Genomic DNA, 4,131 nt, shown 5'->3' with positions numbered 1-4,131 from the left:
CGACGTACTCGCCGAGGGCCAGGCCGGAGAGGGCCAGGAGAGCTCCGGCCGCTGGGCGGCAAGGTCAGGGACGCGGTGCCGTTTGCCGCGTACCTCTTCTACAAGTGGGCCGAGCACCCCGCGCTCGACGGCCGTGCCGCGATCGGCGACGACTGGGGCGCGGCTCTCGACCCGGCCCGGATCGTCGAGCAGGCCCGGCTGATGCAGGAGCGGTACGGCTTCCGGTCGTTCAAGCTCAAGGGCGGTGTCTTCCCGCCCGACGAGGAGATCGCCGCTATGCGGGCGCTGGCGGAGGCCTTCCCCGGGCAGCCGCTGCGGCTGGACCCGAACGTGGCCTGGACGGTGGAGACATCGAAGTACGTCGCGCGTGAACTCGGCGGTGTCCTGGAGTACTTGGAGGACCCCACCAGGAGCATCGAGGACATGGCGCAGGTGGCGAAGGAATCGCCCATGCCGCTCGCGACCAACATGTGCGTGGTCGCCTGGGAACACCTGAAGCCGGCCGTCGAGCAGAACGCGATCCAGGTGCTGCTCACCGACCACCACTACTGGGGCGGACTGCGCCGCACCCGTGAACTGTCCGCCGTGTGCGAGGCGTTCGGGGTCGCCCTGTCGATGCACTCCAACTCGCACCTGGGCATCAGTCTCGCCGCGATGACCCATGTCGCCGCGGCCATCCCCAACCTCGACCACTCCTGCGACACGCACTACCCGTGGAACTCCGCGGACGACGTGATCGTCCCCGGCGTGCTGGAGCTGCGCGACGGCGAGGTCAGGGTGCCCACCGGCCCGGGGCTGGGCGTCGAGCTGGACCACGACCGGCTGGAGCGGCTTCACCGGCGGTACGTCGACTCCGGGATGCGCGGGCGGGACGACACCGGCTACATGCAGCGGTTCCAGCCGGAGTACGAGCTGAAGCTCCCCCGCTGGTGACGGTCAGACGACCGTCGTCCTCCGGTTCGCCCATGAAGTGCTTGTCGAAGGGCCGCTGTCGAGCAGATCACGGCGCGGCACCCAGGTCTCGTCCGTGCCGTGCCGGCGTACGGCGGGGAGTGCCCGGCGTGGGTCCTGGCCGAGGGCGGCGGTCACGGGGGCCGCGCAGCACCGTCTGCTCGGGTGGAGTCCGGCCGCGTAGGTCGGGCCCCCCGCGCGCCGCCGTGAAGCGGTCCACACCACCCCCACGCCGAGGGGCGGGCGGCACGGACGGCATGCCTGCGAGACCCCGCATGTCCGGCGGCGCGGTCCCACGCTCCTCGGCTTCTCCCCGAGTCGCGCACACCCTTCGGTGGCCGATTCACTCAGGGCAGCATGGACGCGCACGAAGTTGATCGCGGCCTTACGGGACGCACCGTTCGAGTGCCCTCTTTCGACCGGGACAGGCCCGGCCCAAACGCCAGTCCGCGCCACCCCTTCCGGCCCGTAGAAGTATCTACGAGCATGGCTACGGCCGGGCGGCACGCGGAACCCCGCGGGTCACCCGGCCCGTGTCCAGCGCGCGCCCGACCGCGGTGCCGTCGACTGCTCCTGGGGTGGCCATGCAGAGCGTCATGTGGAAGCAAGCCGTCGAGTGGCTCGCCGCGGCCGCCACCGACCCCCAGGAGTGCAAGCGGGAATGGGACTACGGCACGGGAACGGTGCTCGTGGAGTCCGGGCGTTACTGGGACGTGCTCAGCGTCCCCGACCGGCTCGGCCTGCTCGCACTGGACCTCCTGTGGCGTGACCCGCTGAAGGTGCCCGGCCCCACCCTGGTGGACTGCGCGGCCGGAAGAGTGGGCTTCTTCCTGCCACCCGATCCGGTCAGCGAGTGGATCGGCTTCGGGGTGCGGCACGTGGGCCGGGGCTCCTGGGTCGCCGTGCCACCGCCGTACCGTCCCGCCGGTCGCCTGGAGTGGCTCGTCCCGCCGGACGGATCCGGCACCCTGCATACGCCGGGCACGCTCGAAGCGGCCCTGCGGGAGGCCAACGGAACCCTTGCGGTGCTGGCGCCGGTCAGCGCGGAGCCGGTGGCGACGGACGGCTGGTGAGGCGGGCGCCGGACGAGGGCGTCGCCGCTCCCGGGTGACGGCCGGAGCCGGGACGGGTGCCGACGGGGGCGGCCTGGCCCGGGTGCCTGCCGGCGGCCGGGTGGGGAACGGCGGCCGGGTGAGGAGTCGCCGCCTCGTGCGGAGTTGCAGGCGGGCGGGGGCCGCCGGGGGCGACCGGGCCCATGTGCCGGCCGGCGGCCCACGAGGTGACGGTGGTCCAGGTCTCGCTCTCGGCCGGCGCGGCGAAGGAGACCCACTGGCCGTCGCGGTGCTCCGGGACCGTGTGGCCCCGCGCCTCCCACTCGGCGACCAGGGCCGCGTAGATCGGCGGATGTCCCGCGTATCCGCTGGTGAGTTCGGCGTACGAGCGGGGCGCGTCGTCGTTCCCTGGAAGGCGCCGCGCCGTCTCCGTGCTGTCCATGCCAGGGGAACGCGGCGCCGCACGCCGGTGGTACGCGGGCCGGGCCCCGTCCGTCGGGTCGAGTGAAGCCGTCACCCGTACGGCGGCACGGGGGTACCGGACAAACATCCAGTCAGGCGGTCGCCCGTTCAGAGGTGGGGACGGTTCCCGGCCACAGGCCGGTTCCAGGCCGACCGGTCGCCCCAGGCTGCCTCGTACGGAACCCTGCTCCCGGGTCCGACGGAGTTCTCGACCGGGACAGGCCCGTCCGGTCACACTGGCCTCACGCCGAAGAAACCGGTACGACGGCAGGGAGAGGCCATGTCACAGCGCCCTGACCTCCGGCAGCGCAGGGCCGTGCTGGAGCACGAGTGGTCCCGCTGGGTGCCGAGGCTGAGCGTCCCGGGCGCGCGGCCGGGCGGCACCGCGACGCTGCGCCACGAGGTGACCGAGTCCTGGGCGCGTTCGCTGGGCAGCGTGGACCCGGGCCGGGACAGCGCCCCGGTCGCCGACGGCGGACAGGTACACCAGCGCTGGACGTCCTCGCCGCTGTACCGGCCGGTCTCCGCCCTCGCCGGGGAGTTGCACAGCATCGCCGAGGACGCCGGGTTCGTCACGGCGGTCACCGACGAATCCGGCACCATCCTGTGGACCTGCGGCGGCCCGACCATGCGCCGGCGGGCCGAGCGGGTCAACTTCGCGCCGGGCGGCCGCTGGGACGAGCAGGCCATGGGCACCAACGCGCTGTCCCTCGCCCTGCGCACCGGCCGCCCCAGCTCCGTCTTCTCGGCGGAGCATCTGGTGTCGGCCCTGCACGGCTGGGTCTGCTACTGCGCCCCGGTGCACGGCCGGGACGGCCGCGTCCTCGGCGTACTGGACCTGTCCACGACCTGGGACCGCTCGCACCCTCTGGCCATGTTCACCGTCCGCACGCTGGTGTCGACGATCGAGGCTCGCCTGACGACGGAGATGTCCCGCCCGGTCCGGCTGCGACTCACGTGCCTGGGCTTCGAACACGCCGTGCACGAGGGGCGGCCCCTCCCCCTGCGCCCCCGCCAGCTGGAGATCCTCACCCTTCTCGCACTCGAACCCGACGGCTTCTCCCCCGAGCGGCTGCGGGCGGCCCTGTACGGCGATCGCCCGGTCACGTCGTCGACCTTCAAGGCGGAGATCTCCCACCTGCGCCGCGCGCTGGGCGGCGCGATATCCCCCCGCCACTACGCCCTCACCGAGCCGGTCTCCTGCGACGCCGGCGATGTGCTGCGCGCACTCGAACAGGGCGACACGGACACGGCCCTGCGCCGCTACGGCGGCCCGCTGCTCCCCCGTTCCGAGGCCCCCGGCATCGAGGAGTGGCGCACGCGCCTCGAAGTGGCGGTGCGCGAGGCCGTGCTGGCGAGCACCCGCCCCGAGCACGCTCTGCGCTACGGCGAACGGGCCCCGTACGACGCGGAGGTCCACGAGCACGCGCTGCGGCTGCTCGGCCCGGGCGACACCCGCCGGGCGATCGCGAGGGGCCGGCTTGTGACGGCCCTGCGCGGCTGACGGACGCCGGTCCGTCACGGCGCCAACCTTGCGCCAACCTCCCGGGAGCACAGTGAGGGACGTCGCGACCCGCCCCGCACCACCCTTCACCGAGGAGAGCCGCCATGGTGTACGCGCAGCCCGGAACCGAAGGCAGCATCGTCACCTTCGCCCGCCGCTACG

5 protein-coding genes are annotated in these 4,131 nt (G+C 73.4%); 3 read left to right on the top strand and 2 right to left on the bottom strand.

The features are described from left to right. A partial coding sequence (locus ABZ281_RS40535; protein WP_356662980.1) for an enolase C-terminal domain-like protein occupies positions 1–933 on the top strand: 933 nt, incomplete at its 5' end. Between the two features lie 3 nt (positions 934–936). On the opposite strand, the gene ABZ281_RS40530 is transcribed toward ABZ281_RS40535, so the two are convergent. Then, on the bottom strand, positions 937–1,089 hold the full coding sequence (locus ABZ281_RS40530) for a hypothetical protein (protein ID WP_356662979.1): 153 nt from the start codon (positions 1,087–1,089) through the stop codon (positions 937–939). 446 nt (positions 1,090–1,535) lie between these two features. On the opposite strand from ABZ281_RS40530, the gene ABZ281_RS40525 reads away from it, so the two are divergent. Further along, positions 1,536–2,024: a hypothetical protein gene (locus tag ABZ281_RS40525; RefSeq protein ID WP_356662978.1), complete on the top strand. Its 489-nt coding sequence runs from the start codon at positions 1,536–1,538 to the stop codon at positions 2,022–2,024. Here the strand turns inward: ABZ281_RS40525 and ABZ281_RS40520 are convergent. Then, the gene (locus ABZ281_RS40520) at positions 1,990–2,445 is read right to left on the bottom strand and encodes a hypothetical protein (protein ID WP_356662977.1); all 456 of its coding nucleotides are present in this window, start codon (positions 2,443–2,445) and stop codon (positions 1,990–1,992) included. The genes ABZ281_RS40525 and ABZ281_RS40520 overlap by 35 nt on opposite strands. 300 nt (positions 2,446–2,745) lie before the next feature. Between ABZ281_RS40520 and ABZ281_RS40515 the strand changes: the two genes are divergently transcribed. After that, a complete protein-coding gene (locus ABZ281_RS40515; protein ID WP_356662976.1) occupies positions 2,746–3,969 on the top strand; it encodes a transcriptional regulator in 1,224 nt (407 codons plus the stop codon). Positions 3,970–4,131: the final 162 nt, after the last annotated feature.

The sequence above is a fragment of the Streptomyces sp. NPDC006265 genome (genome assembly GCF_040613555.1).
In the GTDB taxonomy this organism is placed as follows: domain Bacteria; phylum Actinomycetota; class Actinomycetes; order Streptomycetales; family Streptomycetaceae; genus Streptomyces.
This window is presented reverse-complemented; position numbering and strand designations above follow the sequence as displayed.

Coding starts and splice junctions, on each gene's coding strand:
- ABZ281_RS40525 (WP_356662978.1), top strand. CDS start 1,536: ATGCAGAGCGTCATGTGGAAGCAAGCCGTCGAGTGGCTCGCCGCGGCC.
- ABZ281_RS40520 (WP_356662977.1), bottom strand. CDS start 2,445: ATGGACAGCACGGAGACGGCGCGGCGCCTTCCAGGGAACGACGACGCG.
- ABZ281_RS40515 (WP_356662976.1), top strand. CDS start 2,746: ATGTCACAGCGCCCTGACCTCCGGCAGCGCAGGGCCGTGCTGGAGCAC.